Source organism: Rhodococcus sp. T2V, assembly GCF_029269925.1.
In the GTDB taxonomy this organism is placed as follows: Bacteria; Actinomycetota; Actinomycetes; order Mycobacteriales; family Mycobacteriaceae; genus Rhodococcus_F; species Rhodococcus_F koreensis.
The window spans coordinates 1-1233 of the sequence record NZ_JARJBD010000295.1 but is presented as its reverse complement, the minus strand read 5'-3'; the positions used below and the strand labels follow the sequence as shown (position 1 = coordinate 1233).

The following is a 1233-nucleotide window of genomic DNA, read 5'->3' as shown; positions in this document are numbered from 1 at the left end:
GAAGGCATTGACAACAGTCCTGACCGGCAGAGGGGAAGGGGAAGTCTGCCGCCCCAACCTCGCACCGAAACAAGACAGAACTAAGCAGCGACACGCTACTAGCACGCCGACGGAGCGGTGACATCGACTGAACCCTCGGACACCGGGGGCGTCAATTCAATTCGATGCAGGAAAGCGCAAGGGCCGCAGTGTCGTCGAGCAACCTGCCACCCCGTTTGCCGAGAAAGCGTTCGGTTTGAGCCTGCTCCGGCACCTCGTCGCGGCCCCGAGCCAGCGAGGCGGCCCCCATCCACGGTCTGCACCTGGATCTGGCGTCACGCCATGAGCGAACTCTCTGACCCGGCGTGTGGTCGGTCTCCCGTTGCGGATATGCGGGACCGCCGGGGTGGTAGGGCGTCAGACGTCCCACTACCGGCCGATCTGGGTCAAAACCCCGGGAGTGACCTCGCGCTGACCGCTGTCCCCGATCGGCGGGCTTGGGCCGCATGGGATGTTGCCGTCGACTGTCGCGATGCTGTGGTTCGTCGGGGAGAACCCGGGTTACCCATTTTGCCGAGTTCAAGACGTAGTCAGATTCGACCTCCCAGCGACTCGGCGTACTCCATGATCTTTTCCGGGTCGAAGCCTCCCTGCCTTCGACAGGCGCCGCCCACGACCGCGCGGCCACATAGATGTTGATGTAGGTGTCGAATGACGTTGATCGGCGCATTTCCGATCCGCTCACGCGCCAGCCTCACGTAATCCGGAACCCTTTGGCTTCCCTGACCGACGAAGGGCGCAGACCGCGAGTTCTCGTGGGCTGCGGGATCGGCGTACTCGGCGGTGTCCGTGCTTACGGCCGCCGCGCCAATCTACCAGCGGAACGTCGATCCTAGCCCCAAAGCCGTGTAATGAGCGGGGACGGCTGGCGGTCAAGAACTCGAGTCTTGGGCGTGTCGTGCACGAATGGGTAGCGGAGCTCCGGTAGAAGAAGGCGTCCTCCAAGACATCCTCGACCCAGGAGCTCCGCTGACTCCCGATTCCGTCATCACCCGTGTCGTCACCGTCGCGGGAGGCCGGTTCGCCCCGGGCATCTCGGCGAGCTGACCCGAATCGTGGGCTTCGACTTGGTCGACGCCGCATTGACCGAGACCGGCAAGGTCCAGGCCCGGGTGCGTGATCTGCCGCCGTGGGTGGTCGGGGGTTCCCCCTCGAGTGTGGACATCGTGAACACTGGGTCGTGAGGTCCCAGAG

Annotated in this window: 2 protein-coding genes; both read left to right on the top strand. The window is 64.4% G+C overall.

All coding sequences use genetic code 11. The features are described 5' to 3' along the window. Nucleotides 1-945 precede the first annotated feature (945 nt). A complete protein-coding gene (locus P3H15_RS53975) occupies nucleotides 946-1086 on the top strand; it encodes a hypothetical protein (RefSeq protein ID WP_276144819.1) in 141 nt (46 codons plus the stop codon). An 8-nt stretch (nucleotides 1087-1094) separates the two neighbouring features. Then, nucleotides 1095-1223, top strand: coding sequence for a hypothetical protein (locus tag P3H15_RS56030; protein WP_369426242.1), 129 nt, complete (start codon nucleotides 1095-1097; stop codon nucleotides 1221-1223). The last annotated feature ends 10 nt before the right edge of the window (nucleotides 1224-1233 follow it).

Bases quoted from the DNA above. Each gene is read 5' to 3' on its own strand.
- P3H15_RS53975 (WP_276144819.1), top strand. From the start codon at position 946: ATGGGTAGCGGAGCTCCGGTAGAAGAAGGCGTCCTCCAAGACATCCTC.